General features: G+C 48.2%; 26 protein-coding genes, 7 tRNA genes and 1 rRNA gene (1 of these 34 cut by a window edge). 5 read left to right on the top strand and 29 right to left on the bottom strand.

Annotated elements, in window-relative coordinates; genetic code table 11:
• The first annotated feature begins 101 nt into the window (after window positions 1-101).
• Window positions 102-947 (top strand): helix-turn-helix transcriptional regulator, encoded by an 846-nt coding sequence (locus VV089_RS19575; RefSeq protein WP_172544064.1) that lies wholly within the window; start codon window positions 102-104, stop codon window positions 945-947.
• 63 nt (window positions 948-1,010) lie between these two features.
• Here the strand turns inward: VV089_RS19575 and VV089_RS19570 are convergent, their stop codons facing one another.
• The 16 genes from VV089_RS19570 to VV089_RS19495 all read right to left on the bottom strand — a co-directional run bounded on the left by VV089_RS19570 (window position 1,011) and on the right by VV089_RS19495 (window position 15,191).
• Window positions 1,011-1,319 carry a septum formation initiator family protein gene (locus tag VV089_RS19570; RefSeq protein WP_334337085.1) on the bottom strand — a complete coding sequence of 103 codons (309 nt, stop codon included), beginning with the start codon at window positions 1,317-1,319 and terminating at the stop codon, window positions 1,011-1,013.
• Window positions 1,320-1,358: 39 nt separating this feature from the next.
• Complete coding sequence (yabQ, locus tag VV089_RS19565) at window positions 1,359-1,700, bottom strand: spore cortex biosynthesis protein YabQ (protein ID WP_172544063.1); 342 nt, start codon at window positions 1,698-1,700, stop codon at window positions 1,359-1,361.
• Between the two features lie 5 nt (window positions 1,701-1,705).
• Window positions 1,706-1,990, bottom strand: coding sequence for a sporulation protein YabP (gene yabP / locus VV089_RS19560; RefSeq protein ID WP_172544062.1), 285 nt, complete (start codon window positions 1,988-1,990; stop codon window positions 1,706-1,708).
• 68 nt (window positions 1,991-2,058) lie between these two features.
• Complete coding sequence (locus VV089_RS19555; protein WP_172544061.1) at window positions 2,059-2,298, bottom strand: RNA-binding S4 domain-containing protein; 240 nt, start codon at window positions 2,296-2,298, stop codon at window positions 2,059-2,061.
• Between the two features lie 3 nt (window positions 2,299-2,301).
• Window positions 2,302-2,574: an HU family DNA-binding protein gene (locus VV089_RS19550; protein ID WP_172544060.1), complete on the bottom strand. Its 273-nt coding sequence runs from the start codon at window positions 2,572-2,574 to the stop codon at window positions 2,302-2,304.
• A gap of 105 nt (window positions 2,575-2,679) precedes the next feature.
• Window positions 2,680-3,090, bottom strand: a complete 411-nt coding sequence (locus VV089_RS19545; RefSeq protein WP_172544059.1) for a MazG family protein — start codon at window positions 3,088-3,090, stop codon at window positions 2,680-2,682.
• 14 nt (window positions 3,091-3,104) lie between these two features.
• Window positions 3,105-4,787 (bottom strand): phospho-sugar mutase, encoded by a 1,683-nt coding sequence (locus VV089_RS19540; RefSeq protein WP_334337599.1) that lies wholly within the window; start codon window positions 4,785-4,787, stop codon window positions 3,105-3,107.
• Window positions 4,788-5,139: 352 nt separating this feature from the next.
• A complete protein-coding gene (locus tag VV089_RS19535) occupies window positions 5,140-6,138 on the bottom strand; it encodes a CotS family spore coat protein (protein ID WP_334337084.1) in 999 nt (332 codons plus the stop codon).
• A gap of 89 nt (window positions 6,139-6,227) precedes the next feature.
• Window positions 6,228-7,556, bottom strand: a complete 1,329-nt coding sequence (locus VV089_RS19530) for a CCA tRNA nucleotidyltransferase (protein WP_334337083.1) — start codon at window positions 7,554-7,556, stop codon at window positions 6,228-6,230.
• A gap of 74 nt (window positions 7,557-7,630) precedes the next feature.
• A complete protein-coding gene (gene proS / locus VV089_RS19525) occupies window positions 7,631-9,070 on the bottom strand; it encodes a proline--tRNA ligase (protein WP_334337082.1) in 1,440 nt (479 codons plus the stop codon).
• Between the two features lie 142 nt (window positions 9,071-9,212).
• Window positions 9,213-10,247, bottom strand: coding sequence for an AI-2E family transporter (locus VV089_RS19520; RefSeq protein ID WP_334337081.1), 1,035 nt, complete (start codon window positions 10,245-10,247; stop codon window positions 9,213-9,215).
• Window positions 10,248-10,366: 119 nt separating this feature from the next.
• A complete protein-coding gene (locus VV089_RS19515) occupies window positions 10,367-11,137 on the bottom strand; it encodes an RluA family pseudouridine synthase (protein ID WP_334337080.1) in 771 nt (256 codons plus the stop codon).
• A 12-nt stretch (window positions 11,138-11,149) separates the two neighbouring features.
• Window positions 11,150-12,730 (bottom strand): glucose-6-phosphate isomerase, encoded by a 1,581-nt coding sequence (locus tag VV089_RS19510; RefSeq protein WP_334337079.1) that lies wholly within the window; start codon window positions 12,728-12,730, stop codon window positions 11,150-11,152.
• A 141-nt stretch (window positions 12,731-12,871) separates the two neighbouring features.
• Window positions 12,872-13,153: a hypothetical protein gene (locus VV089_RS19505; protein ID WP_172544052.1), complete on the bottom strand. Its 282-nt coding sequence runs from the start codon at window positions 13,151-13,153 to the stop codon at window positions 12,872-12,874.
• A 189-nt stretch (window positions 13,154-13,342) separates the two neighbouring features.
• The gene (locus VV089_RS19500) at window positions 13,343-14,056 is read right to left on the bottom strand and encodes a 5'-methylthioadenosine/adenosylhomocysteine nucleosidase (protein WP_172544051.1); all 714 of its coding nucleotides are present in this window, start codon (window positions 14,054-14,056) and stop codon (window positions 13,343-13,345) included.
• A 112-nt stretch (window positions 14,057-14,168) separates the two neighbouring features.
• On the bottom strand, window positions 14,169-15,191 hold the full coding sequence (locus tag VV089_RS19495) for a PD-(D/E)XK nuclease family transposase (protein ID WP_172544050.1): 1,023 nt from the start codon (window positions 15,189-15,191) through the stop codon (window positions 14,169-14,171).
• 368 nt (window positions 15,192-15,559) lie between these two features.
• Here VV089_RS19495 and VV089_RS19490 point away from each other — a divergent pair, with 368 nt between their 5' ends.
• A complete protein-coding gene (locus VV089_RS19490; RefSeq protein ID WP_172544049.1) occupies window positions 15,560-15,829 on the top strand; it encodes a TIGR03905 family TSCPD domain-containing protein in 270 nt (89 codons plus the stop codon).
• A 209-nt stretch (window positions 15,830-16,038) separates the two neighbouring features.
• Here the strand turns inward: VV089_RS19490 and VV089_RS19485 are convergent, their stop codons facing one another.
• Window positions 16,039-16,530 carry a DUF6147 family protein gene (locus VV089_RS19485; protein ID WP_334337078.1) on the bottom strand — a complete coding sequence of 164 codons (492 nt, stop codon included), beginning with the start codon at window positions 16,528-16,530 and terminating at the stop codon, window positions 16,039-16,041.
• Between the two features lie 49 nt (window positions 16,531-16,579).
• Entirely contained in the window at window positions 16,580-17,332 is a 753-nt protein-coding gene (locus VV089_RS19480) for a DUF4367 domain-containing protein (protein ID WP_334337077.1), read from the bottom strand.
• Between the two features lie 93 nt (window positions 17,333-17,425).
• Between VV089_RS19480 and VV089_RS19475 the strand changes: the two genes are divergently transcribed.
• Window positions 17,426-18,496 (top strand): undecaprenyldiphospho-muramoylpentapeptide beta-N-acetylglucosaminyltransferase, encoded by a 1,071-nt coding sequence (locus VV089_RS19475; protein WP_334337076.1) that lies wholly within the window; start codon window positions 17,426-17,428, stop codon window positions 18,494-18,496.
• 66 nt (window positions 18,497-18,562) lie between these two features.
• Here VV089_RS19475 and VV089_RS19470 read toward each other — a convergent pair whose 3' ends face one another.
• Entirely contained in the window at window positions 18,563-19,090 is a 528-nt protein-coding gene (locus VV089_RS19470) for an RNA polymerase sigma factor (RefSeq protein ID WP_172543841.1), read from the bottom strand.
• 25 nt (window positions 19,091-19,115) lie between these two features.
• The gene (locus VV089_RS19465; RefSeq protein ID WP_334337075.1) at window positions 19,116-19,529 is read right to left on the bottom strand and encodes an HIT family protein; all 414 of its coding nucleotides are present in this window, start codon (window positions 19,527-19,529) and stop codon (window positions 19,116-19,118) included.
• A 198-nt stretch (window positions 19,530-19,727) separates the two neighbouring features.
• On the opposite strand from VV089_RS19465, the gene VV089_RS19460 reads away from it, so the two are divergent.
• Window positions 19,728-20,375, top strand: coding sequence for a sensor histidine kinase (locus VV089_RS19460; protein WP_172543839.1), 648 nt, complete (start codon window positions 19,728-19,730; stop codon window positions 20,373-20,375).
• A 132-nt stretch (window positions 20,376-20,507) separates the two neighbouring features.
• Here VV089_RS19460 and VV089_RS19455 read toward each other — a convergent pair.
• Window positions 20,508-20,580 (bottom strand) — tRNA-Lys (locus VV089_RS19455).
• A 267-nt stretch (window positions 20,581-20,847) separates the two neighbouring features.
• On the opposite strand from VV089_RS19455, the gene trmB reads away from it, so the two are divergent.
• A complete protein-coding gene (gene trmB, locus VV089_RS19450; RefSeq protein WP_334337074.1) occupies window positions 20,848-21,486 on the top strand; it encodes a tRNA (guanosine(46)-N7)-methyltransferase TrmB in 639 nt (212 codons plus the stop codon).
• A 577-nt stretch (window positions 21,487-22,063) separates the two neighbouring features.
• On the opposite strand, the gene VV089_RS19445 is transcribed toward trmB, so the two are convergent.
• From VV089_RS19445 to VV089_RS19410, 8 genes are all read right to left on the bottom strand, one after another.
• Window positions 22,064-22,501, bottom strand: coding sequence for an Hsp20/alpha crystallin family protein (locus VV089_RS19445; RefSeq protein ID WP_172543845.1), 438 nt, complete (start codon window positions 22,499-22,501; stop codon window positions 22,064-22,066).
• 245 nt (window positions 22,502-22,746) lie between these two features.
• Window positions 22,747-22,819 (bottom strand) — tRNA-Phe (locus VV089_RS19440).
• A 51-nt stretch (window positions 22,820-22,870) separates the two neighbouring features.
• A tRNA-Met gene (locus VV089_RS19435) sits at window positions 22,871-22,944 on the bottom strand.
• A gap of 37 nt (window positions 22,945-22,981) precedes the next feature.
• A tRNA-Tyr gene (locus VV089_RS19430) sits at window positions 22,982-23,063 on the bottom strand.
• A 14-nt stretch (window positions 23,064-23,077) separates the two neighbouring features.
• Window positions 23,078-23,150, bottom strand: a tRNA-Thr gene (locus VV089_RS19425).
• Window positions 23,151-23,155: 5 nt separating this feature from the next.
• A tRNA-Val gene (locus VV089_RS19420) sits at window positions 23,156-23,228 on the bottom strand.
• Window positions 23,229-23,237: 9 nt separating this feature from the next.
• A tRNA-Asp gene (locus tag VV089_RS19415) sits at window positions 23,238-23,311 on the bottom strand.
• A 72-nt stretch (window positions 23,312-23,383) separates the two neighbouring features.
• Window positions 23,384-25,891: ribosomal RNA gene (locus VV089_RS19410) — 23S ribosomal RNA — on the bottom strand; it runs 386 nt beyond the window's last position.

The raw sequence follows: 25,891 nt of genomic DNA, 5'->3' as shown, positions 1-25,891 counted from the left end.
TTATAATGATGTGATATAGAACAATATTTTTTTGCAAATTATTATTTATATTGCTTTTTTATCTCATTTATAGCAATATCTATAATATATAAGGAGTTTTTATGAGTACAAATTGCTATGTTCTGGATCCTCTGGCTGTGAATCCCATCGACCGTTCCGTAACAAAGCTTCTCTATGTCAGTGTCGCCCGTTACAGTACGGAATGGCACTCCATTCTTCATACCCATCCCTGTGCGGAGGTATTCTTTGTCACCGGCGGATACGGCCACTTAAAACTGGCGGACGGCACTCTTCCTATTAATGTGGGAGATTTTATCATTGTGAATTCCAATGTAGAGCATACGGAGGTCAGCTCCGAGGAGCATCCTCTGGAATATATCGTCATGGGCGTGGACGGGCTGGAGGCTCTCTCCGGAGACGACGGGGGCAAGGGCTATTCCATTGTCCATTTCCAATCGGAAACCGAGCAGCTTCTCTTCTATTTAAAAAGCCTGCTCGGTGAGATCGAAACGCATCTTCCCGGTTACAACATCATCTGCCAGGATATTCTGGAAGTGATCCTCCTGCAGCTGATGCGCCGCAGCGAATTTACCATAACCTTTATCCCCTCCACCCGGAAGTCCAGCAAGGAATGCGCCGTTGTGCGCCGCTATATCGACAACCACTTTAAGGAAAATCTGACCCTGGACGACCTGGCGGCCGTGGCCCATGTGAGCAAATATTATCTGGCTCACGTTTTCAGCCGGGAATACGGAACCTCGCCTATTAACTACCTCCTTTCCTGCCGGATCAAAGAAAGCCTTTATCTCCTTTCCGAAACCCGGCTGCCCCTTTCCCAGATTTCGGAGACCCTGGGCTTCTCCTCGCCAAGCTATTTTTCCCAGAGCTTCCGCCGGATCCAGGGCATCAGCCCTATCCAGTACCGGAAGAATTCTCAGAAGGATTAAAAAAGGGCTGCTGCAAAATAAGCCTGATGGCTTATTTTGCAGCAGCCCCATGTAATTACCCTTTTACTCGGTTGCCTTAAACAGGATCTCATCTTCATAGACAAGTCCCAGACGCTCTTTTGCAACCTCTTCCACATACTTCTTCGTCTCGGTGTATTTTCGAAACTCCTCAATCTCTTCCGTCCGGGCTTCCTCCTCCGCAATGGCGGATAAGAGCTCCTCCTCACGCTGCCGGTACGCCTCGCCCTTCTGCCGCAGCTGAATCTTTCCCACAGAGGCCACGACCAGCAGACACAGTACGGCAAAAGCAATGACACGCAGTCCTATGCGCTTGCTTCTCTGTAAAGCACGTCTTGTCTTTGTCATTCTCATCTCTTTCACCGCCTCCTATTCCAGTTCCGCAATCCCACATTATCGTGATTTAGATTTCATTATACCTCTTTTAACAGAATTATGCAATTTTTTTCCCATTTTTTTAATTAATTTTGTAAATTGCAGATACAACAGCATCCCCAGCACCACCGCTGCTATGGCGAACCCCCGGATGGCGCCGCTGTTCTCCACATACAGCATACGGAAAATGCACACGCCGCAGAACAGCCAGTACAAAATATCCTCCGCCGCTACGGCCGCCGCGCCATGGGGAAGAATTCTGCGGAAAATCCGGACCCCGTCATACAAAATCATCATCACGGCGCCCAGGAGAAAAGCTTTGGAAAAAAACTGCAGTTCAAACAGAATCCCTTCACTCATAGGCATCATTTAAACAGGCGGCCCAGCAGAGAAGCGCCCGCCTTCTGGAAATCCGCCACCTCAGAGTAAGCCATGCTGTCAATCCGGCCCTCAATGTCCACCTCGCCCTTCTCCAGGGTCAGACGGTTCACATGCAGATCTGCGCCCTTAATGGTCAGCATACCCTGCTCCGTCTCCAATAAGATTTCTGCTATGTCAAAGGAAATTACATCCGTCACCCCGCTTACAGTACCTGTCCGTCTATTGTTCAGCAGAATCCGGTGAGATTTTGCATATTGCTTCTCTTCCAATAAAAGACCTCCTAATATATCCAACCTGTTGTTAAATATATTAGGAGGCAGTCTCTTTTATTCCTCATTTAAAGATATTTGTACAATTCTTTGGCTTCGTCCTTCTTTACAGTCTCCTGGACATCCAGAACTTCCACCTTTACAGACTTTGTACCAAACTGTATCTCTATGACATCTCCTGCCTTCACATTCACAGATGCTTTGGCAGTCTTACCGTTGACCAGAACTCGTCCCGCATCGCAGGCTTCATTTGCCACAGTCCGCCGCTTTATGAGACGGGAAATCTTTAAATACTTATCTAAGCGCATAAATTAGTTCAGAGCATCCTTTAATGCTTTTCCTGCTTTGAATCTGGGAGCCTTGGATGCGGCAATCGTCATAGACTTGCCGGTCTGGGGATTTCTTCCCTCTCTCGCTGCTCTCTCAGATACTTCAAAGGTTCCAAATCCAACAAGCTGAATCTTGCCGCCCTTTTTCAGTTCTTCTGTAACAACATCCGTAAAAGCCTTCAAAGCCTTCTCTGCGTCCTTCTTAGATAACTCAGTCTGCTCTGCAATTGCAGCTACTAATTCCATTCTGTTCATCGGTGTTTCCTCCTACTAAATATAAAGTCTTATTGTTTTGAAGGATATGTCTGTGTGTGTGTTCCATATCTTCTTTCCTATTTATACTCGTTTCTTTGCTGTTTGTCAAGGATTTTCCCGTATTTTCTCCTGCCTTAAAGCTTTCTCCCGGGCTTTCACGGCGTTCCAGCTTGCCAGCCCTTCCTCCGCAGTCAAGGCTTTCTGGTCTCCAAACACATGGGGATGGCGGCGCACAAGCTTTTTCGCCAGCATGTCAACCACGTCCTCTATGGTGAATCGGTTCTCCTCTGCGGCAATCTGACTGTGCATCAGAACCTGCAGCATCACATCCCCCAGCTCCTCGCAAAGATTCTCGTCATCCCGCTTTTCAATGGCCTCTATAACCTCTTCACTTTCCTCACGCAGACATTTGATCATACTCTCATGGGTCTGCTTTCTGTCCCATGGGCAGCCATGATCGCTCCGAAGCTCTGCCACAATTTCAAGAAGCTCCTGGTAAGTGTATCGTTTCTCCATACGTTTTGCTTCCTCTATGCAAAAACCGGCTTCAAGGCTTCTGCCAGCTTATCCTTCTGGGCCTGTGCCTCTGCCAGATCCTTCCCCAGAGTCGTAAAGTAGGTCTTAATCTTCGGCTCCGTACCGGAGGGACGCACAATCACCTCCGCGCCGCCTTCCAGCTTGTAAATCAGCACATTGGCAGCCGGCAGCCCCGTCTCCTCTGGCTTCTTGAAGTCCGTAACCTTCACAACCGGATATCCGCCGAATTCCTTAGGCGGATTCTTGCGCAGATCCTCCATAATGCCGGCCATCTTATCCATACCGGACAGACCCGGGAACTCAAAGCTGTCCACCTTATTCAGATAACGCCCGTATTTATCATAGATCTCTTCCATTCTCTGCTTCAAGGAAGAACCGATGCTTCTATAATAAGCCGCCATCTCACAGATGAGCATAGAGCCGATGATGGCATCCTTATCCCGCACATAAGGTCCGGCCAGATAGCCATAGCTCTCCTCAAATCCAAATATAAAGCGCTCTGCCTCGCCTGCTGCCTCAAGCCGGGCAATCTGATCCCCGATCCACTTAAAGCCCGTAAGAACACTCCGAAGCTCCACGCCATAGTTAGCCGCAACCGCATCTGCAAGAGGCGTAGAAACAATTGACTTCACCGCAACCGCATTTTCCGGCATAGTGCCTTTCTCCTTACGGCCCGCGCAGATATAATCTAGCAGCAGAACTCCGACCTCATTACCGGACACCAGCTCATAGCTTCCGTCCGGACACTTCATGGCAATCCCCACGCGATCCGCGTCCGGATCCGTAGCCAGCATCAGATCCGCTCCGGACTTCTCTGCCAGCTCAAGCCCCAGACGAAGAGCCTCAAAAATCTCCGGGTTGGGATAGGGACAGGTTGGGAAATTGCCGTCCGGGTACTGCTGCTCCGGAACAATTGTAATATCCGTAATCCCGATATCCTTCAGAATCCGCATAACGGGAACCAGTCCCGAACCGTTCAGCGGAGAATAAACCAGCTTAAGTCCGGCCGTCCCACAGATACCCGGCCGCACACTGCGGGCCTTAATCGCATCATACAGAGCCTCTTTACAATCCTCGCCCACATAAGCAATCAGGCCGGCCTTCATTCCCTCGTCAAAATCCATCAGCTTCGCCCCGGTCAGAATATCCGTCTTCTGAATCTCCGCATAGACAATATCAGCCGCCTCATCCGTCATCTGGCACCCGTCCGGCCCATAAGCCTTATAGCCGTTATACTTAGCCGGATTATGAGAAGCCGTAACCATAATCCCCGCATTCGCCTCATAGAACCTGGTCGCAAAGCTAAGAGCCGGCACCGGCATCAGCGCATCATAGATCCGCACCTTAATCCCATTGGCCGCCAGCACACAGGCCGCCGTCCTGGCAAACACATCACTGTTAATCCGGCTGTCATAGCTGATAGCCACCAGCTGGTTTCCTCCCTGAGTCTTCACCCAGTTAGCCAGCCCCTGCGTCGCCTGCCGCACCACATAAATATTCATCCGGTTCGACCCAGCCCCCAGCACACCCCTAAGTCCGGCCGTTCCGAACTTCAAAGCAACCGCAAAGCGATCCTTAATCTCCTCCTCATTCCCTTCGACAGACCTAAGCTCCTCTGCCAAAGCCGGATCCTCCAGATCCGCCTCCATCCAACGCTTGTACTCTTCCAAAAACATAATCACACACCCCATTCCTAAATTATGAAGAATCTTCCTTCATTTACATCTAATTCTAATAAATTTATCCCCAAAAGTCAACCAAAGTTCCCCACAAATCCCCCACCCCTCCATCACAACCGTCTCCAAAACCAGGTTCATCCGCAAAATAAGCCAGGAGGCTTTTCCAATATCCCAGTGTCCGGCTGTTCACGCACACTTTGTCTGATATGGACAGACATTACCCCAACCCCAATCACCATAAAAAGCATCAAGAGTAATGTCTGTACAGAGCAGACAAAGTGTACGTGAACCGTCCGAACACGGGATATGGAAAAGCCTCCTGGCTTATTTTGCGGATGAACCGTCCCCCTCACCCCACCCCCAAAACATTCCAAATCATCCTCTTCCGTTCCCCTTCCTGTTCCAAAAAAACTTCCATCTTATCCGCACTCTTCTCCGGAATCCAGGCCTTATTCGCATTATAATAATGATGCGCCAGCTTCCACACCTTCTCCGGATAAAACAGGCAGACTGCCAGATACATCCGCTCCTCCCCGGAAAGAGGCCTCTCCCTTTCATAAGCCTCCAGCATCCGCCCGGCCAGCCTTTCATCCCAGCATTGCTTCTCCATAATCTTCCGCAGGAACAGACAGAGATCATTCACCTGCACATTCACCTCACACCGCCCGAAGTTCACCACCGCCGTCTCCTGCCGGTTGATAAAAATGTTGTGATGTATAAACTCCCCATGACAGATATGCCCTTCCTCCAGAGCCCTGTCCCGAAGCCTCTCATACCCGGAATCCGCAAGCTGCTTCAAGGCATACCGGCCATCCTCTATAATCTCCTCCGCATACTTCAGAAACAGCAGTTCAAAGCTTCCCTTTTTCCGTTTGCTGCGGATAAAATTCTGAACCCGTCTAAGCTCCCGGTTATGCTTATCCAGCTCTGTCCGCCGATCATTTCCCAGCAGACGCTTCACCGTTTCATCCTCCGCATTCCATACTCCCCTGGCCGCCTTGTGAATCCGCGCCAGCATCCGCATGCTTTTCAGCAGCTCCTCCTCGCTCCGGGTATCGCACTCTTTCCCAGACGGCCAGTTCCGAATCATCCAGCTGGTATCATATTCTCCAAGAGACACCAGCTCCCCATCCTTATTTGCAACAGCCCGGTCTGTCCGGCAGACTCCTTCCTCCTCAAGCACAGCCAGCAGCATCTGCTCGTAGGGAAGTTTTGTCTTGGAGCCTGCAAATTCCTTTAATATTTTTAGTCCCTGGTCTGTCTCCAGCATAATTGCACCACGGCCGCCATAGCTCCGAAGTAATCTGATTTCATACTGCTCTAAAATTTGCAGCGCCTTTTCGTTCACAAAAATCCCCCCGTTCCTTTCAAATCTATGAAAGCACGGGGGGAATTATGCACCGGAGCGTATGTGAAATATGAATTTTCAAACACGCCCTAAAGTTCTTTTATTTTACCCAGCAGATACTCCCTGGTATTGCACTCCGGGTGCTCGATCACAAGCTCCAGAAGCTGATTCAAAGCAGCTCCGAGCTCCGGCCCCGGCTTCATGCCTGCCTCTATCAAATCTTTTCCGGTCACGGCAAGCTCCTTTAGGGAAAGGCAGGACTGCTCCTCTAAAACCTCTTTGTATAACCGCTCCACTTCCTCAAGGACTTCCAGCTTTTCCTGCTGCATCGCCGGATTCTGGGCCAGAATATCCGCCCGGCGCAGCTTCAGGTAATCTGAAAAATATTCTTTTCCAATCCGGAATATCCCTCTGCGCACTCCTCTGGGCGTAAGGGGGATTTGGCGATCGTCATGGACCCTCACCAGATGCTTTACACGGCAGATGGTATCATTGTCAAACTTTAAACGCCGCAGAATATCCACTGCCATCTTCGCTCCCACATCCCCATGTCCTTTAAAATGGTCAATCCCCTGGGCATCCCTCAATCGCACTTTCGGCTTTCCGATATCATGGAGCAGAGCCGCCAGCCGCAGCGTTTTATCCGCCTCTACAGCCTCCACGGACAGAAGAATATGCTCCCCCACAGAATAACTGTGATGGGGATGATTCTGGGGCGTCTCCATACAGGCATCAAATTCAGGAAGTATCACCGCCGTAATCCCTGTATCATAGAGCGTCCGGAACACTTCCGGATGGCCGGAGGCCAGAAGCTTCACAAGCTCCGTTTGAATCCGCTCGGCGCTGATCCTGGAAAGACTGGGGGCAAATTCCTTCACAGCCTCCAGGGTGCGTTCCTCAATTGCGAAATTCAGCTGGGCCGAAAACCGTACCGCCCTTAAGATCCGCAGTCCGTCCTCCGTAAAACGCTCCCTGGGATCGCCCACACAGCGGATATGTCCCTTTTCCAGATCTCCCATCCCGTCAAAAGCATCTATGAGGCCTTCTTTCTCATTATATGCCATGGCATTGATGGTAAAGTCCCTTCTTTTCAAATCCTCCAGAAGACTGGGGGTGAAAATAACCTCCGAGGGATGCCTGCCGTCCTGGTACTCTCCGTCTATGCGGTAGGTTGTAACCTCAAATCCCTCTTTGCCCCGCAGCACTGTCACGGTCCCATGCTGGATTCCCGTATCAACGGTTCTTGAAAATAAAGCCTTCACCTGCTTTGGCCTGGCATTGGTGGTAATATCCCAGTCCGCCGCCCTGCGCCCTAGGAGCGCATCGCGGACACAGCCGCCTACCACATAGGCTTCATAGCCCGCCTCTGTAAGACGGGCTATGATCTGATTCGCTTTTTCCGGTATCTTGATTGTCATAAGGTTTCTGCCTTTCCTTGCTCCGCCATGCCGTCCTCTGCAGGCCTCTTGCCTGCAGGCGCTTACGACTCACATCAATACGCTTTTCCCCAGTATACCATAGCCTTTGCCGGCTTTTTGCAGCAGATGCATGTATCGGAAAGCTTTTCCTGCTCAAAAGGCATACACCGGGAGGTTGCTGTGGTATCTTCCTTGATCTTGTCCTCGCAGGCTTGATCGCCGCACCACATAGCTCTTACAAAACCCGGCTTTTCCTCCAGGGTTTTTACAAATTCCTCATAGTCTGTCACATCGTAAGTGTGGGCATCCCGGTGCGCCCTTGCCCTCTCCAGCATCTCCCTCTGCATGGTATCCAGAACCTCCCCAAGCTTTCCGGTGAGCTCATCCAGGGAGACAACCGTCTTCTCCCGGTTATCGCGCCGCACAATCACCGCCTGGTTCGCCTCAATATCCTTTGGCCCAATCTCAATCCGCACAGGGATTCCCTTCATCTCCTGCTCTGAAAACTTCCAGCCCGGGCTCTTGTCGGAGTTATCTACCTTTACCTGGAAGCCTGCCTTAAGAAGCTCCTCCCGGATGGCAAATGCCTTATCCAGAACGCCCTCCTTATGCTGGGCAATGGGAATCACCATCACCTGTACCGGAGCAATCCTTGGCGGAAGCACCAGTCCGCTGTCATCCCCGTGCACCATAATAATCGCGCCAATCATTCGGGTTGTCATGCCCCAGGAGGTCTGATGCACATATTGGAGCTGGTTGTCCCGATCCGTATACTGGATCTCAAATGCCTTCGCAAAGCCGTCCCCAAAGTTGTGGCTGGTTCCCGACTGCAGAGCCTTGCCGTCATGCATCAAAGACTCGATGGTATAAGTGGCCTCCGCTCCGGCGAATTTCTCCTTGTCCGTTTTCTGGCCCTTGATCACCGGAATGGCCAGAATCTCCTCACAGAAATCTGCATACACATTCAGCATCTGGATGGTCCGCTCCTCCGCTTCCTCCGCCGTAGCGTGGGCCGTGTGTCCCTCCTGCCATAAAAATTCCCTGGAGCGCAGGAATGGACGTGTGGTTTTCTCCCAGCGCACAACGGAGCACCACTGATTGTATACCTTGGGCAGATCCCGGTAGGACTGCACCTCTTTTGCATAGAAATCACAGAACAGGGTCTCGGAGGTAGGCCTTACGCACATCCGCTCCTGGAGAGGCTCCAAACCTCCGTGGGTTACCCAGGCAACCTCCGGCGCAAAGCCTTCTACGTGATCCTTTTCCTTCTGCAGAAGACTCTCGGGAATAAACATGGGAAGGTAAACATTCTCCACGCCCGTGGCCTTAAACCGCCTGTCCAGCTCCTTCTGGATATTCTCCCAGATTGCATAGCCTGCCGGCTTAATCACCATGCAGCCCTTTACGCTTGTATAATCTATCAGCTCCGCTTTCTTTACAACATCCGTGTACCACTGCGCAAAATCCGTGTCCATGGACGTGATTGCCTCTACCAGCTTCTTATCCTTTGCCATCACTTTTCTCCTCTCAATGCCTGATTTTCAAAATATGCGCACAAAGCGTTCACAGCCTGCTTTGCTTCGGACTGTTATCATTCTATTACCCGGCAATAGGCTTTGTCAAGGAAAACAGGGGCTTTCTGCGGTTTCTTCCTTTTTATTCGGGGGTAATCTGCTCCCAGAGCTCCCTGATGAGCAGAACCGATAAAGGCCCCAGAAGAATTCCCCCAAAGCCGTAGAGCTTTACCCCCACATAGACGCTCATAAGTATAACAATCGGCAGTATTCCCAGACGGTTTCCAATCAGCCTTGGCTCCAGGATTTCCCGGGTAAGCATGCAGATTCCGTAGGTGACAGCCAGCACGGCGGCGGAGGCGAACCTTTTCTGGAGAGCCAGCACCAGAATCCACGGGACAAAGACAGTCCCTGTACCGAATACAGGCAGCGCATCCAGAAATCCAATACCAATCCCCACCGGAATCGGAGCCTTTGTGCTCCCGGAAATCCACACCCCCAAAATGCTGAGCGCCATAATGATTCCCATAATAATACTCTGTGCTTTCAGATAGCCGCCGACTGCATGGAGCATTCCCTGGATGGATGCCTTGGTCTTTTCATACAGAGGATATTTCTTCCCCATTTCTTTTATTTCCTCAAAATCTGCCGACAGAAGGAGTACCGAGATCCCTGTCACCAAAAGGCCGGCTGTCCAGGAGCCGGCTCCTTTTAAAAACTGCCAGGAACCGCCGAAGGCTCCTGGAAGGATGTTCTGCCGGGCCTGGTCGCGGAATACATTCAACTGATCTGTCACAAAGACGCGCACACCGGATGCTTCCATATGAAAAAGCTCGCTGATGCTGTCGCAGCAGTCATAGAGAACCTGCTCCATCTGCCCCCAGATTCCCGGAGAGGAACCCAGCCGCACGGCCAGGCTGCCCAGCCAGCGAAAGGCCGTATAACAGCCTGCTGACAGAAGCACCGCTGTAACCAGAAGCAGCACCGCCATCACATAGGGCGGACGAATATGGAGCCGGCGCTTCAGCCACCGCAGCAGAGGCCAGCTCTGACAGACAATAACGCCTGCAAGCAAAAAAGGAATCACCAGGGGTACCAGGTACTTCATTCCCAGATACACACCGACTATGATTCCGATTTTTTTACAAAGTATTTTATTTTCCCTGATCCATTCCATTCCCGTTCCAAATCCTCCGGCTGTCCATTGTTCTTTCCATGGATAGTATAAGTCCAAGGAGGAGATTTTACCCTGTTACATTCATCCAGATACTGACGGAATGCTTTTCCTGCCCTGTGTCAGTCCGGCAGCCCCGAAAACGGGAAAAAGGGAGCAAAGGCCGGATTTTCCGGTTCTGTCCGAAAAACCATAGGCTTTTGCGTCTTTGGGTGTATAAATTCCAGCCGATATGCACATAAAGCCGGAAAAGATTTATCCACAGAATCCACATCCGCCTCTTTTCCGCCATACTTTCGATCCCCTGCAAGGGGTGTGCCCATTCCTGCCATCTGCACCCGGATCTGATGGTGGCGTCCCGTTAAAAGCTGTATTTCCGCCAATTCCAGCCCCTCCAGAGCCTTTAAGATCCGATAGCGGAGGACGGCCTTTTTTGCCCCTGCCGTTCCTTCCCTCACAATCTCCGAACGATTCTCTTTCCCGTTTTTTCGAAGAAAATCTACTTTTTCCGACCAGTTATCCACCGGTTTTTCCACATTTCTGCCAAGTTTTCCACCATCTTTTCCAGTTTTGCAACTGTTTTTAACAAAGTTATCCACGTTCCTGCGGACTGCCAGATAGTACTTTTTCATCCGGCCCTCCTGGAGATCGCGGTTCAGGACGGCAGCCGCCTCCGCACTTTTGGCAAACACCAAAAGTCCCTCCACCGGCTGATCCAGGCGGTGGATCAGTCCCAGGTAAGGCACCCCTTTTTCCGGATTCTTTTCATACAAATAGTTTTTCAGTATACTTTCGCAGTCCTTTACCCCCATCCGGGCGCTCTGGACAGGAACACCTGCCGGTTTGCAGCAAACCAGCAGGTGCTCATCCTCAAATACAATCTTCAGATTCATTCTGCAGCCTCTTTAGATGTCCAGCAGCTCACTGTACATCTTTAATGCTCCGTCCGTCTCATGGGCAAGCACGCGCTTTGCAAGCACCTTGCCCAGCTGTACGCCTTCCTGATCGAAGCTGTTCACGTTCCATACAAAGCCCTGGAACATCACCTTGTTCTCAAAGTGTGACAGAAGCGCTCCCAGCGCCGCCGGAGTCAGCTGATCCCCGATGATGATACTGGAAGGACGGCCTCCCTCAAAGCGCTTATTGGGATTCTCGTCCGCCTTGCCGCAGGCAAAGGCCACAATCTGGGCGGCCACATTCGCACACAGCTTCTGCTGGCTTGTGCTGTCCTGTATCACAACATCCACATCCATCTGATTCTTTTTAAAGCCCACAAACTGCAGCGGAACAATATCCGTTCCCTGATGGAGAAGCTGATAGAAGGAGTGCTGTCCATTGGTTCCCGGCTCGCCGAAAATAACCGGGCCTGTGGGATAATCTACCGGTTCGCCGAAGCGGTTCACGGACTTTCCGTTGGATTCCATATCCAGCTGCTGCAGATGTGCCGGGAAACGGCTCAGAGCCTGGGAGTAAGGAAGCACAGCCGTCCCCGGATATCCCAGAACGTTGCGCTCATATACGCCGATGAGGGCATCCAGCATGGCCGGATTCTCCAGCATGTTTTCATTTTTGGCAAGGGCATCCTCTGCCGCCGCGCCGGCCAGGAAATCTGCAAATACTTCCGGCCCGAATGCCAGGGATAATACAACGCCGCCCACTCCGGAGGTAGAGGAGTAACGGCCCCCAATATAGTCGTCCATAAAGAAGGCTGCCAGATAGTCGTCGCTCTTGGCAAGAGGCGAGGTCTCGCTGGTAACGGCAACCATATGCTTTGACGGGTCAAGACCCGCCTTCTTAAGTGCGTCCTTTACAAAGGATTCATTGGTCAGAGTCTCCAGCGTCGTGCCGGATTTGGATACCAGCACAAAGAGGGAGTGAGCCACGTCAATGGAATCCAGAACCGCCGCCGCATCATCCGGATCTACGTTGCTGATAAACTTTGCTTCCATCTTCAAGGTATTGTTCTTCTTCGCCCAGTTCTCCAAAGCCAGGTACATGGCCCTGGGGCCCAGGTCGCTTCCGCCGATACCAATCTGTACCACGGTCGTAAACTTCTCGCCTGCCGCATTTGTCAGCTGTCCTGCGTGAACCTGGCTGGCCAGTTCCGTAAACTTCTTCTGCTGTTCCACATAAAAAGCGCGCTTGTCCACGCCGTCCACAACCACGGCTTCTCCCAGCTGTCCCCGGGTCAGCTGGTGCAGCACCAGACGCTTCTCTCCGGTGTTGATGACTTCGCCATTGTACAGGGCTTCGAATTTCTCTGTAAGCTGAGCTTCATCCGCCAGCTTTGCCAGAGCTGTCAGCACCTGATCGTCCACCTGCTTTGCAGCATAGTTGTAGGTAAGTCCGCCTGCCATGGGAACGCTGTACTTTTTCACGCGCTCTGCGCCGTTCTCTCCGGTCATGGCTTCCGCAAGGTTTACACGCTCTGTCTTTGCAAGCTCCCGATACGCCCCCAGGGTGTCCAGATTTTTCCAAGCTATCATAAAACGAATCCTCCTTAGTTTCCTGTGCTTTTCAGCTTTTTATTACTGGTATTGTAACATATTTATCCAGATTAATCCACTGGATTTTGAAGCGGAAAGCCCTATAACATCCGGCAGAAAGTTACAGTTCCGTCTGCTGTCTTAACCCAGAAATTCGGTCAGAACCTCTTTCAGCACCTGCTCTTCCGACTGGTTTAGCAAAGATGGTTTCTGCCGCCTCTCTTCTTTCTCCTCACTCGTCTCTCTATGTATCTCCTCCCGGAGATTGGGATAGGTTTCGTTTGTTCTTCCTCCGAAGCTGTTTTTTAACTGCTCTCTCCGGCTCTCCTTCATAATGGCCATAAGCTCCCGGATATCTGCCCGGATGCACAGGAGCAGTATCATAAGCGCCGCCCAGCCTATGGTTAAACCTATTTGAAACATCTGGCTTCCCCCTTGCTTGTCCTGTTTTTGCTCCTAAAGCTTTGAGAATGCGCATATTCTGCGCCCGTCTCGGCTCTCTTATGATTTACATTATACCCGGGGAAGCCCGTAGTGAAAAGAACGGTTTAGCGCCAGGCTTTGACAAAAGTCTCTGCCTGGCGCTCTAATTCGTCTTTTTTCTTCTTAGATTTAATAGGTATCCTCAGGAATCCGAGATACAAATGCCTCTATCAGCTTTACGGAATGCAGGATGGCCTGCTGCTCAAAGGTGGGGTAATCCATGGATGCGCTGTCATCTGCCTTATCGGAAATGGCTCTTACAATGACAAAAGGCACTTTGTTCAGATATGCTGCCTGGGCAATGGCGGCGCCTTCCATCTCGGTGCAGTACCCTTCTGTCCAGGAGGCTATCTCATTTTTGACAGTCCTTTCGGCTATGAACTGATCGCCGGTTACGATACGCCCCACAAATACTTTGATATCCGGGTTGGCCTCCTCGCAGGCTGTCTTTGCAATGGAGATAAGGTCTGAATCCGCCGGAAAGCTTACGGTATCCATACGGGGAATCTCTCCTCTGGCATAACCGAAGTTCCGGGCATCCATATCATGCTGGAGAGCGTCGGAGGAGATAACGATATCTCCGATGTCGATGTCTGCTTTTAGGGAACCGGCTATTCCTGTGTTTATCAGCCGGTTTACATGAAACACATCTATCAAAATCTGGGCGCACAGTCCGGCATTTACTTTTCCGATTCCGCTGCGCACGACTACAATCTCACGTCCGTTCAAGGTTCCCTGATAGAATTCCATGGAGGCTTTTTTTACTATGACTTCTATCTCCATCTTTTCTTTTAAAAGGGCAATCTCTTCTTCCATTGCCCCAATGATTCCGATTCTTCCCATATAAGTACTCGCTTTCTTTTTTTCTTTTGATGCCTTTTAGGTAATTACAACAGCGGTTCTGCCGGCCTGTTTTTGTCTATTTTAGCAATATCAACAGGGAATTGCAACCTTTTTACGCTTTCTCTCTCTGAAGCTGCTCCAGTTTCTTTCTTAATTCCGCATTCTCTCTGGACTGCTGCTCCAAAAGTGTATTCTTTTCTTCAAGCTGCCGCTCCTTCTCCGCTATCAGAAGCTTTTGCTGTTTTATCTCTTTTTCCTGCTCCTCGATCATATATCTGACTGTATTCCTGTCCAAGGTGCGCAGCGCCTCTGAGTACATCCCCAACACCTCCTTCGGATTTTTTCGCATCTCTGCCGCTTCCCGGTAGATTTCTTCCAGCCAGGGATATTCTTTTATCAGTCTCTCTGCCTTCTGTATATCCTCTGTGGCCAGAAGCGACAGCCATGCCGTCCGCTCGCTTCTCTCTTTAGGATAAGGGCTTTCACGAAATACGTCAAGAGCTATCAGACAATATTCCTGGAGCAGCTCCAGCTCAAGGCCTGTGTCAAAGGTATTTTTTCCATAGTGAATATAGACGCCGGGCTCTCTGTGAAATGCGGAAATGCTTTTTTCAAACAGTACAATCGTATATACTTTTTTCATATCCCGATATGTAAAATGGCGGCCCTTCTCTCCCTTGGTTCTGGTATACTGGCGCATAATCAGATCCGAGGAGTAGCAGGACATCCGCTCAGCCGGAAATGTATAGGGAATCTTCTGTATCTCAATATTGCTTAAAGTGCCGTCTTCCAATTCTACCAGAATATCGAGGATCAGCAGGGATTCGCCGTCCATCATGCTGTCCTCGGAGGGGAGTATCCCCTTGACTTTAACTTTAACTCTAAGCAGGCTGGAAATAAACCGCGATAAGCGTTCCGGGTGAATGTCGGGATGGAAGATTAATTTAAAAAACGGGTCATAAGTTAAGGGAAGCGTCTTTTTCCCACAACAGAAATCCATAAACTTCTGTCTCCATTCCTCGTCCATCTGGAAATAGCGGCCATACAGGCTGGGAACTTCCTTCAAGCTTTTCAGCACCTCTTTCTCCGATTGTCTGGTGCTGTTCCAATTTGGTAGTGTTTCTTTCTGATTCAAATATTTTCTGCCTCCTTTTTTTAATTTGTTTTATTTGCTTTATTTGTTTCAATCATTTAGGGAAAGATGGTGAGAACTCACCGGAATTCCGAAATGTAATTGATGGGTTTATCCTATCATAAAGTGATATGACTGTCAATTGGTTTTTACATTTTATTCCAATATTTTGTTTGGGGGTAGGTTTTGTTTTGATAATTGTTGGAATTGTTTTATGTTAATGGAATTTTTGAAGATTTATTTTTGTATTATGGTTGTATCATTCTGTGTATGTGTGATTCCGGTTGTTGACGATTTTGGGGGAGGCTGTTATAATTACTACGTTTGAAAATGGTTTGTAAATATAGCGGATGCGTGAAAGGAGATGTGCTATGACATATCGGACGAAAGGTACTTGCTCTATGGCTATTCATGTGGAGCTGGATTCTGAACATGTTATTCAGAATGTGGAGTTTGTTGGAGGATGCTCTGGGAATACTCAGGGGGTGGCTGTTCTGGTGAAGGGTATGAAGGCGGAAGAGGCTATTGATAAGATTGAAGGGATTCGTTGCGGCTCGAAACCTACTTCTTGTCCGGATCAGCTGGCTAAGGCTTTGCGGATGGCTTTGGAGGGGGATGGGGACGGGTCAGTTGCAAAATAGGAGAGCAGGCTTTTCCATATCCTGTGTTCGGACGGTTCTCGTACAGACGTCTGCTCTTGTCGGACTGATAGTCCGCCAATATCAGACGCCTGTACGCGAACAGCCGGACACTGGATATCGGAAAAGCCTGCTCTCCTATTTTGCAACGACCCTAGGGGTTTAATACTTTTTGGAATAATTTTCCAAATTCAAACAATCATTAATATATATTATGAAGCTGTCAAAACACCCGTACGAGTTGTTGTTGATTCTGTTGTAGAACCTTTTGTTGCACTATGTCCTCCACGAGCCATATAGCATCTGCCACTAGTCACTGGAATGTTTGTTTTATTACCATAACAAGTTGCCGTATTATTTTCTGAAAAATAATAACTTCCAATTTGACCAAATGATTTTCCCCCATCTGTGCTTTCATCCAAATAAACTCCAACTTTTATTGTGTCACAAACAGCATGTGCAAATGTTGTACCAGACACACTTACTCTGCCTTTTCCTGCATCTTTAATTCCACAAATTCCTTCTTTAAGATATGTTCCCCTAGCTATTCCATACCAATGATCAATAGACTCCTTTTCTGTTTCAAAATATTCATGATAGCCTGGTATTTCAATTTCTTGTGCATACACATTTAATGCTTGTGGGCTCCATAATCCTCCTACCAGGAACATATTAAAAATCAAAAAAAATAGTTTCTTTTTCATTTCTTCCCTTTCTAGTATTCTATACTAATTAACTTAAATAAATTAAAAACTATTCGCTTTTAAAAATAACACCATATAAAATGCCTTTAAATTCCTCTAAATTCATATCGCTTGAAAGAAGATAATAAGCGTTTGCATACTCAATTTGAGCCCTATAAAATATTGCTCCATCATTATTATCAATTTCCATAACTTCAATTTCTTTTCCTAAATAAAATGTTTCTATTGTATCAATTAATTTGCCATCTATTTGCGTATTAAATGCAGCATCTCTATTCTGCTTATTTTCATATATGCTTAAAACATGCTCATTATATTGAAATTCCATTATTACTTCGCCCATATCTTTTGAAATATATACCTTCTTCAATTCCATCCCATTAGGTTTATCACCCAATCTCAAAGCCAGAATTCCAATCTCTTCCTCAATCTTTTCATAAGCCTCTTCTTCTGTTAATTCCACATAAAAGATATCATCGGTACTCGCTGCTATGTCAAGCTTCCCATTTCTTTCACGATTTTCCACATTCAGCACAAATAATCGTGCTCCACTCGCCCCCACGCCGGCCATCGATATGAATATTGCGGCCATTGCTGCTGTGGTTAGGGCTTTTTTGAAGAGAGCGCTCTTTCTGGATCTTAATTTTTCTTTTTTGTGAATCTCGCTCATAAGCCTTTCATAGGAATTCTCGGGCATCTTTAGGGATGCAAGCTCTTTTTTTGTGTTCACTCTCCTTTCTAATTGAATCGCCTCATTCTCAATCTCCTGTCTTAGTTTTTCCTCTAAGTCTCCGTTTTCCATTGTGTTTCCTTTATTTTCACAGAATTTGAATTGACAGACAGGCTGGAAGCTATCATAATATCCATAGATTGTTGTCTCTATGGAGGTTTGATCATGAAACGAATTCTTTTGACCGGCGGCGGAACTGCCGGACATGTAACTCCCAATCTTGCCCTTTTGCCAAAGCTCCGTGAACTGGGTTATGAAATCTCTTATATGGGTTCCTACAACGGGATTGAGCGGAAGCTCATTGAAGAGCTCCAGATTCCTTACTATGGTATCTCTTCCGGAAAACTCCGTCGTTACTTTGATCCGAAAAACTTCAGTGATCCCTTTAAGGTGATTAAGGGTTATGGGGAAGCCTGCCGAATCATTAAAAAGCTTTCACCGGACGTTCTTTTCTCCAAAGGCGGCTTTGTGTCTGTTCCGGTGGTTCTGGCAGCCAGGCGCTATCATGTGCCTGCAATCATTCATGAGTCTGATATGACGCCGGGGCTGGCCAATAAGCTGTGTATTCCTTCTGCCGTTAAGGTTTGCTGTAATTTTCCGGAGACGCTGCAGTATCTGCCCTCCGGCAAGGCGGTGCTTACCGGTTCGCCTATCCGCCAGGAGCTTCTTCAGGGCGATCGCCTGTATGCCCTGCGCTTCACCGGCCTTTCCGCCAACAAACCGGTGATTCTGGTCATGGGCGGAAGCATGGGCGCCGTTGCTGTAAATGAGGCTGTCCGCAAGGTTCTTCCCTCGCTTTTGAAGGAGTTCCAGGTGGTTCATCTCTGCGGCTCCGGGAAGCTGGATGCTTCTCTGGGCCATCTGTCCGGATATGTACAGTATGAATATATCCAGAAGGAATTGAAGGATCTTTTTGCACTCGCCGATATTGTTATTTCCAGGGCCGGCGCAAATGCGATTTGTGAACTTCTGGCTCTTAAAAAACCCAGCCTGCTGATTCCGCTCTCCGCTGCCGCCAGCAGAGGCGATCAGATACTGAACGCCAAATCTTTTGAAAAGCAGGGATTCAGTATGGTGCTGGAGGAAGAAGAGATTACGGGGGAATCCCTCCTTAAGGCCGTCCATTCTCTCTATGAAAACCGTTCTTCCTTTGTCCAGGCTATGAAGCTCAGCAGTCAGACGGATTCCATACAAACTATCATTGGTCTGATTGAAGCAGCTGTTTCACATACTTAATCTTAAATCCGGATCCGGCGGCTGTCTGATGAACGAACAGCCGCTGGGCTTTTGGCATGTTTCTCTTTAAAGCTTTTCATATTCTTTCTGATATTGGGTAATCAGCCATTTCTTTGCTTTCCGCAGATATACGTCTACAGTACTTAAGGATACGCCTCTCTGCTTTGCAATTACTTTTCTTGGAACTTCCAGGTATTCCGCCAGCAAAAAGACCTCGTACCAATTTGGGTTCTTCTCCCTCAAACCGTCCATCATTCTGCCTAGAAGTTCTCTTTTGGCTTCTCTTTCTATATGCAGTTCAATACAATTCTCATTCTCCATCAGGTAGTCCAGCTCTGCCGTTCCGCTGAGGAGTACGCTGTAGTTTCCGCCTTTTCTGCAGTAATCCCGGGCTTCATTGGATGCAACAACGATCAGCCAGGACTTTACCCTGTCCTCGTCCACATGGTTCTGATAACCATACAGCTTTTCAAAGGTTTTCTGACAGATATCCTGTGATAAGTGATAGTCCTTTGTAATATCGTAGGCTATCTTTAATATCAGATTTTTATACTTTTCATATATTTCACGAAACTTCTCATTTGTATTTACCATCTTATGTTCTAACGAACGACCTCCTTTAGTTTTTCCTCAGCAATCCTGTCAGTTCTTCCAATTCCTCCAAAGATGCTTTTTTCGGATTCCAGGTGAATCCTGCGCTGTCTCCTTCATATCTGGGTATCAGATGCAGGTGGAAATGGAAGATGGTCTGACCGGCTGCTGCACCGTTATTCTGCACCAGATTGAAACCATCGCAGCCCAGGGCCTCTTTCATCCGGCCCGCAAGCTTTTTCGCCAAAGCCATAGCCTTTTGGCATAGCTCGTCGTTCATCTCAAAAAGATCGTTAAAGTGTTCTTTGGGTACAAGCAATGCATGTCCCCGTGCGGCCGGATTCAAATCCAGAAATATGCGGAAGTCCTCATCCTCATATATCGTGGATGATGGAATCTCCCCGTTTGCAATCTTACAGAAAATACAGTCGTCCTTGTTCATAGCTCGCCTTCTTTCTATTAATTCAGCCAGGAAAAGCCCTGCCTATGTCGAATTTTGCCGATGGGTTCTATATTGTCAACCCTGTCTTCTCATGTTACACTTATTTTCAAGAGTAGCCGGACTGAAAACAGAATCTTCAATTTTTGGTCTGTGCCTGCAGATACGCACGCACTCTTAAAGCATCGGGAGACAAATCTTATGGAAGATACAATTTTTACTGTTTCAAAAATAACACACGAAATTCGTAATCCACTGACTTTGATCAATAGTTCACTCCAGCTTATTGAATCTATGCATCCGGAAGTAAAGGAATTCCAATTCTGGTCCCAGACTCTGGAGGATATGGCCTTTGTCAGCCAGCTTCTGGACGATCTGGCTGCTTACAGTGACAAGCGGCGCTTTTTTATGTGCGAGGTGGATTTAAAAGAAGTCATTCATTCTTTAGAAGAGAGTCTGAAGCCCTATGTTGTCATGAATAAAAAACATTTTTCCGTACATATGCCGGCTCAACTGCCTTTAGTCTTTGGAAACCCTGTAAAGCTAAAGCAGGCATTTCTGAACCTTCTCAAAAATGCCTTTGAATCCACTGGAGAAGAAGGCTGCGTTTCTATGTCTGCCAGAAAATATCTGGATCGTATCATTATCCGAATCTCGGATGACGGCTGCGGTATGAACCAGGAAACCATCGAAACGCTTTTCACGCCTTTCTCATCTCAAAAGCCGTATGGTACGGGCCTTGGGCTTGCAATTACACAGAAAATTATTCATGCACATTACGGTGAAATTGAAGTCTCTTCCACCTTGGGCCGAGGAACTACCTTTACGATTACCCTGCCACATCTATAAGCACATTTTAGTATATTTTCCTAATTATTACAAGTCATTTTTCAAAAAAGCAGCTATTTTTAACTTTATATTAACAAGCTGCATTAAAAAAGCACCGACCCCACGGCTAATCCGCAAAACCAGTGCCCTGCCTGCGCGATCAGGGGTTCGAACCCTGGACACCCTGATTAAGAGTCAGGTGCTCTGCCAGCTGAGCTAATCGCGCTTATGTTTTTTTCTTTTGGTCTTTTATTTTCGACGCAAGAATTATTATAATGCATGATTTCATAAAATGCAAGTACTTTTTTTATATTTCTTGATTTTTTTCCCGTTTTCTTATAAAATGATTACGATTTAATAAAAAACGAATCATAAATAGTGAAACATAACCAATTTTTGATGGCGTAAACCACATTTCAGGAGAAACTATTTCCTTATTTTCCCAGAAACCATACGCCAGCCGGCGCAGCATATACGTCAGAAAGGAGAACAGATGAGACTTCGCAAAATCAAAGGAGCAGATGAAGCTGTGGCTGCCAGCCCTTATGTGATACAGCACAGCGAGCAGGCTCCTCTTCCCTGGAAATCCTTGTTTAAAAATGAACATCCGCTTCATATAGAAATCGGCATGGGCAAGGGACGCTTCCTTATGGAACTGGCAAAGGCCAACCCACAGATAAATTACATCGGCATTGAGCGTTACACCAGCGTCCTTATCAAAGCCATTCATAAAATGGAGGCAGACCCTCTGCCGAACCTTTATTTTTTATGCATGGATGCTGCCGGTCTGGAACAGTACTTTGCTCCCGGCGATGTAGAACGTATCTATCTGAATTTTTCAGATCCCTGGCCAAAGGACCGCCACGCCAGACGGCGTCTGACTTCAGTAGTATACTTAAAGCATTATGACGCTGTCTTATCCCCTAAGGGGCAATTGGAATTTAAGACGGATAATGAAGCTTTATTTGACTTCTCATTGGAAAGTATTAAGGCTTCCGGCTGGAAGCTCCTTGGGTGTTCCCGGGATCTGCACCGGGATCCTGATATGAACCAGGGTAACATTATGACAGAATATGAAGAAAAATTTTCCGCTCAAGGGAACCCCATTTATAAATTAATTGCTGCTCGTTAAAGAAATCCCAAGCCTGCAAAGATTCTTTTCTTTCCTCCGCCGGTTAAGGGTAGTTATCAAGGTTCACAAATATCCTTAGCAGATAATGGGATGCTTAGATGAGACGGCCTTTGTCTATCGAGGTTATTTTCAGACAATTTGCATTATATTTTGACATCAATGATGTCAAGCATTATTTTGTTTTTTTCCCGTGAAAAAGCAATTTATCTGATTTGTACAGAACGCACGTTTTTACTTTTACTATGTAAACCCCTCTTTTCCTGGGGATAAAATGTGGATAATGTGGATAACTTTGTTGATAACCTTCTTTTACGCTTTTTTTAATCATTTTTAATGTGGATAACTTTTGGGAAACTTTTTGAATATCGATTGGAACTTTTTTGCTTTATGAAAACTTTGTGCAAAATGTAGATTTGAATTTTTCTCGGCCCTTTCCTGGCAAATAACCTGTCTGAAAATATTTGATAGATATTCTAATAGAAGTTTAAAAGGCCTGCCATAGAAACGTGCTCTGACTTTTCTATAGCAGGCCTTTCACTGTCTTTTAGTTTGTCTTGGCAAAGCTAAAAGAAGGCGGTTACCCTTCAATAGCGATAAATTTATTCTCTTCTGCCCGCTTCTGTTCCTCTACTCTGGGAACCGTAAGCTTCAGAATTCCATCCTCAAATCTTGCCCGGATATCCTCCTGCTTAACTGCCTCTCCCACGAAAAAGCTTCTGGAGCATTGGCCTGTATAGCGTTCTCTGCGAATGTAATTTCCCTGTGAATCCTTTTCCTCATTGGATGCATTTCTAGATGCCTGAACGGTCAAATAACCGTCTTTTAGCTGCGCAGTCACATCTTCCTTCTTGCAGCCCGGAAGCTCCATCTCAAGCTCGTAGGCGCCGTCACACTCTCTCACATCGGTTTTCATCAGGCTGCTCTCTCTTTTTACTCCCTTAGAAAATCCGCTGTCAAAGGGGAAATCCATCCACTCGTCAAACAAACTGTTTCCAAAAAGACTTGGCATCATCATCATAATTCATTCCTCCTAACATGATTATCAACTTATTTTTCCACTTTTTTATGAGTTGATACCTTTTTTGAATTTTTTTGTTTACAAATGTACTATAATCCTTTTTGTTAGCACTGTCAAGAGGTGAGTGCTAATTATTATGTGAACTTTCTGTGAAAACCAGCGGACAAAAAAATACTGCAGATCTCCTTTTACAAAGAAGCTGCAGCATTCCTTCTGGTATAACTATCTATTGGCATGAAAAATGCCCAGAACCGGAATCGAACCAGTGACACGAGGATTTTCAGTCCTCTGCTCTACCAACTGAGCTATCTGGGCTTATAAATTTAGGAGCACGAACATCTTACTCCATGCTTCGTGCTGCCTGAGTGGCGAGGACAGGATTTGAACCTGTGACCTTCGGGTTATGAGCCCGACGAGCTTCCAGACTGCTCCACCTCGCGATATTTAATTACAACAACAGCGAACTACTGCTGTGAGTGGGGGAAAGTGGATTCGAACCACTGAAAGCACAGCTAACAGATTTACAGTCTGCCCCCTTTGGCCACTCGGGAATTCCCCCATATATTACTCTAGAGCCGATGATCGGACTCGAACCGATAACCTGCTGATTACAAATCAGCTGCTCTGCCAATTGAGCCACATCGGCAGTAGTGGGACCTATAGGGCTCGAACCTATGACCCTCTGCTTGTAAGGCAGATGCTCTCCCAGCTGAGCTAAGATCCCGTATATAAGCGACCCGAATGGGACTCGAACCCACGACCTCCGCCGTGACAGGGCGGCGCTCTAACCAACTGAGCCATCGGGCCATTACACCTTCAAAACTATATACTGATTTATCACACATCTTGGTTTTCTTTGTTCTTCCTTTCCTATGACGCTCTGGTCAAGCCCTCGACCGATTAGTAGCAGTCAGCTCCATGCATTGCTGCACTTCCACCTCTGCCCTATCTACCTTATCGTCTTTAAGGGGTCTTACTGCTTTCGCATGGGATATCTCATCTTGAGGGGGGCTTCACGCTTAGATGCCTTCAGCGTTTATCCCGTCCCGGCTTGGCTACTCTGCCATGGCCTTGGTAAGCCAGCAGATGCACCAGCGGCCGGTCCATCCCGGTCCTCTCGTACTAAGGACAGCTCCTCTCAAATATCCTGCGCCCACGCCGGATAGGGACCGAACTGTCTCACGACGTTCTGAACCCAGCTCGCGTACCGCTTTAATGGGCGAACAGCCCAACCCTTGGGACCTGCTGCAGCCCCAGGATGCGATGAGCCGACATCGAGGTGCCAAACCACTCCGTCGATGTGAACTCTTGGGAGTGATAAGCCTGTTATCCCCAGGGTAGCTTTTATCCGTTGAGCGATGGCATTCCCACTTAATACCACCGGATCACTAAGTCCTACTTTCGTACCTGCTCCACCCGTCGGTGTCACAGTCAAGCTCCCTTCTGCCTTTGCACTCTTCGAATGGTTTCCAATCATTCTGAGGGAACCTTTGAGCGCCTCCGATACCCTTTCGGAGGCGACCGCCCCAGTCAAACTCCCCGCCTGACATTGTCCCACCGCCGGTTCACGGCGGCTGGTTAGAAACCCAATACTGCAAGGGTGGTATCCCAACAGCGGCTCCATGGCAACTGGCGTCACCATTTCCTAGCCTCCCGCCTATCCTGTACATGCAGTACCGAATCCCAGTATCAAGCTGGAGTAAAGCTCCATGGGGTCTTTCCGTCCTGGCGCGGGTAGCCAGCATCTTCACTGGCACTTCAATTTCACCGGATGCATTGTTGAGACAGCGCTCAAATCATTACGCCTTTCGTGCGGGTCGGAACTTACCCGACAAGGAATTTCGCTACCTTAGGACCGTTATAGTTACGGCCGCCGTTTACTGGGGCTTAAGTTCAAAGCTTCGCGTTTCCGCTAACCTCTCCCCTTAACCTTCCAGCACCGGGCAGGCGTCAGCCCATATACCTCACCTTTCGGTTTCGCATAGACCTGTGTTTTTGCTAAACAGTTGCTTGAGCCTATTCTCTGCGGCCGGTTCGCACCGGCACCCCTTCTCCCGAAGTTACGGGGTCATTTTGCCGAGTTCCTTAACAATGCTTCTTCCGTCGGCCTTAGGATTCTCTCCTCATCTACCTGTGTCGGTTTACGGTACGGGTACCATATAAACAATAGCGGCTTTTCTTGACGCATGGCTCACGGACTTCCCTACTCTAATTCGGTACGCATCACGCCTTTGGATTGCAAGGGGGATTTGCCTCCCCTGCTCCTGCTTCGCTTGCACCGGCTTTTCCATTTCCGGCTCCCGCTCTCCACACGTGTCCCCACAGTTCTGTTATACGGCAGTACAGGAATCTCAACCTGTTGTCCATCGGCTACGCCTCTCGGCCTCGCCTTAGGTCCCGACTTACCCAGGGCAGATCAGCTTTACCCTGGAAACCTTAGATATTCGGCCGGAAGGATTCCCACCTTCCTCTCGCTACTCATTCCGGCATTCTCTCTTCTTAACAATCCACAGCTCCTTACGGTACTGCTTCCTCTCGTTAACAATGCTCCTCTACCAATTGACATTCATCAATTCCTGAGCTTCGGCGGCGTGTTTTAGCCCCGGACATTTTCGGCGCAGGACCTCTCGACCAGTGAGCTATTACGCACTCTTTTAATGTATGGCTGCTTCTGAGCCAACATCCTGGTTGTCTTTGAAATCCCACATCCTTTTCCACTTAACACGCACTTTGGGACCTTAGCTGCAGGTCTGGGCTCTTTCCCTTTTGACTGCCCAACTTATCTCGTGCAGTCTGACTCCCGGTCATCATCTCCATGGCATTCGGAGTTTGATATTCTTCGGTAAGCTTTGACGCCCCCTAGGAAATTCAGTGCTCTACCTCCATGAGACTAAACCGAGGCTAGCCCTAAAGCTATTTCGAGGAGAACCAGCTATCTCCGGGTTCGATTGGAATTTCTCCCCTACCCACACCTCATCGCCACCCTTTTCAACGGATGTGCGTTCGGCCCTCCATCGCCTTTTACGGCGGCTTCAGCCTGGACATGGGTAGATCACCCGGTTTCGGGTCTGCCTGGTCTGACTTAATGCCCTGTTAAGACTTGGTTTCCCTTCGGCTCCGGACGTATGCGTCCTTAACCTCGCCAGACCCGGCAACTCGCCGGACCGTTCTACAAAAAGTACGCGGTTGACCTCTTAAGGGTCTTCCACAGCTTGTAAACACAGGGTTTCAGGTTCTCTTTCACTCCCCTCCCGGGGTCCTTTTCACCTTTCCTTCACAGTACTATGCGCTATCGGTCACTAAGGAGTATTTAGGCTTACGGGGTGGTCCCCGCTCGTTCCCACAAGGTTCCACGTGTCTCGTGGTACTCTGGATACCGCCATGTCA

It is taken from the genome of Candidatus Merdisoma sp. JLR.KK011 (genome assembly GCF_036941125.1).
In the GTDB taxonomy this organism is placed as follows: Bacteria; Bacillota; Clostridia; order Lachnospirales; family Lachnospiraceae; genus Laedolimicola.
This window is presented reverse-complemented; position numbering and strand designations above follow the sequence as displayed.

Coding starts and splice junctions, on each gene's coding strand:
- yabQ (WP_172544063.1), bottom strand. CDS start 1,700: ATGAGTGAAGGGATTCTGTTTGAACTGCAGTTTTTTTCCAAAGCTTTT.
- VV089_RS19530 (WP_334337083.1), bottom strand. CDS start 7,556: ATGACAATCAAGATACCGGAAAAAGCGAATCAGATCATAGCCCGTCTT.
- VV089_RS19545 (WP_172544059.1), bottom strand. CDS start 3,090: ATGGAGAAACGATACACTTACCAGGAGCTTCTTGAAATTGTGGCAGAG.
- VV089_RS19510 (WP_334337079.1), bottom strand. CDS start 12,730: ATGATAGCTTGGAAAAATCTGGACACCCTGGGGGCGTATCGGGAGCTT.
- VV089_RS19570 (WP_334337085.1), bottom strand. CDS start 1,319: ATGAGAATGACAAAGACAAGACGTGCTTTACAGAGAAGCAAGCGCATA.
- VV089_RS19500 (WP_172544051.1), bottom strand. CDS start 14,056: ATGGGAAGAATCGGAATCATTGGGGCAATGGAAGAAGAGATTGCCCTT.
- VV089_RS19475 (WP_334337076.1), top strand. CDS start 17,426: ATGAAACGAATTCTTTTGACCGGCGGCGGAACTGCCGGACATGTAACT.
- VV089_RS19575 (WP_172544064.1), top strand. CDS start 102: ATGAGTACAAATTGCTATGTTCTGGATCCTCTGGCTGTGAATCCCATC.
- VV089_RS19490 (WP_172544049.1), top strand. CDS start 15,560: ATGACATATCGGACGAAAGGTACTTGCTCTATGGCTATTCATGTGGAG.
- VV089_RS19465 (WP_334337075.1), bottom strand. CDS start 19,529: ATGAACAAGGACGACTGTATTTTCTGTAAGATTGCAAACGGGGAGATT.
- VV089_RS19550 (WP_172544060.1), bottom strand. CDS start 2,574: ATGAACAGAATGGAATTAGTAGCTGCAATTGCAGAGCAGACTGAGTTA.
- VV089_RS19505 (WP_172544052.1), bottom strand. CDS start 13,153: ATGTTTCAAATAGGTTTAACCATAGGCTGGGCGGCGCTTATGATACTG.
- VV089_RS19460 (WP_172543839.1), top strand. CDS start 19,728: ATGGAAGATACAATTTTTACTGTTTCAAAAATAACACACGAAATTCGT.
- VV089_RS19555 (WP_172544061.1), bottom strand. CDS start 2,298: ATGCGCTTAGATAAGTATTTAAAGATTTCCCGTCTCATAAAGCGGCGG.
- VV089_RS19515 (WP_334337080.1), bottom strand. CDS start 11,137: ATGAATCTGAAGATTGTATTTGAGGATGAGCACCTGCTGGTTTGCTGC.
- VV089_RS19520 (WP_334337081.1), bottom strand. CDS start 10,247: ATGGAATGGATCAGGGAAAATAAAATACTTTGTAAAAAAATCGGAATC.
- VV089_RS19540 (WP_334337599.1), bottom strand. CDS start 4,787: ATGTTTTTGGAAGAGTACAAGCGTTGGATGGAGGCGGATCTGGAGGAT.
- VV089_RS19445 (WP_172543845.1), bottom strand. CDS start 22,501: ATGATGATGCCAAGTCTTTTTGGAAACAGTTTGTTTGACGAGTGGATG.
- VV089_RS19470 (WP_172543841.1), bottom strand. CDS start 19,090: ATGGTAAATACAAATGAGAAGTTTCGTGAAATATATGAAAAGTATAAA.
- VV089_RS19480 (WP_334337077.1), bottom strand. CDS start 17,332: ATGGAAAACGGAGACTTAGAGGAAAAACTAAGACAGGAGATTGAGAAT.
- VV089_RS19485 (WP_334337078.1), bottom strand. CDS start 16,530: ATGAAAAAGAAACTATTTTTTTTGATTTTTAATATGTTCCTGGTAGGA.
- trmB (WP_334337074.1), top strand. CDS start 20,848: ATGAGACTTCGCAAAATCAAAGGAGCAGATGAAGCTGTGGCTGCCAGC.
- proS (WP_334337082.1), bottom strand. CDS start 9,070: ATGGCAAAGGATAAGAAGCTGGTAGAGGCAATCACGTCCATGGACACG.